The 702-nt window shown below is 60.8% G+C and carries 1 pseudogene; it reads left to right on the top strand.

The features are described from left to right. Positions 1-702, top strand: a pseudogene (locus ACLKMW_RS26485) (integrase core domain-containing protein); the annotation flags it as partial.

The following is a 702-nucleotide window of genomic DNA, read 5'->3' as shown; positions in this document are numbered from 1 at the left end:
CAGTTGACGCGCTCGTCATTGCACCGCTGCCTTCAGCGCCACGGCATCGGCCGGCTGCCGGACGTCGCGGGCGACAGGCCGGCGAAGAGGAAGTTCAAGAGCTATCCGATTGGCTACTTCCACATCGACATCGCCGAGGTGCGCACCGAACAGGGCAAGCTGCATATGTTCGGCGCCATCGACCGCACGTGAAGTTCGCCTTCGTCGAACTGCACGAGAAGGCCACCACCGCCGTCTCGAGGGAGTTCCTGTTGCGGCTGATCGAGGCGGTTCCCTACAAGATCCACACCGTGCTCACCGACAATGGCATCCAGTTCACGACGCCGGGCGCCGGCGGGTCGGCCGTGCCGCTGATCAAGGAAGCAATCGCCAACGGCGAACTCTTCCGGGCTCATGCCTTCGAATATGCCTGCGCCAGAAACGACATCGACCACCGAACCATCAGGGCCAGGCATCCATGGACCAACGGACAGGTCGAGAGGATGAACCGTACCATCAAGGATGCCACCGTCAAACGCTTCTACTACGAGAGCCACAGCCAGCTTCGGCAGCACCTTGCAGACTTCGTCTCGGCCTACAACTACGCCCGCAGGCTCAAGACCCTCAAGGGTCTCACCCCCTACGAGTTCATTTGCAAGACCTGGACATCGCAGCCTGAACGTTTCAGGCTAAATCCGCTCCAGCAAATGCCGGGACTGAACA

It is taken from the genome of Borborobacter xinjiangensis, from assembly GCF_047739745.1.
GTDB lineage: Bacteria > Pseudomonadota > Alphaproteobacteria > Rhizobiales > Rhizobiaceae > Pseudaminobacter.
The sequence above is the reverse complement of the archived record's forward strand: the minus strand, read 5'-3'. Positions and strand labels throughout refer to the sequence as shown.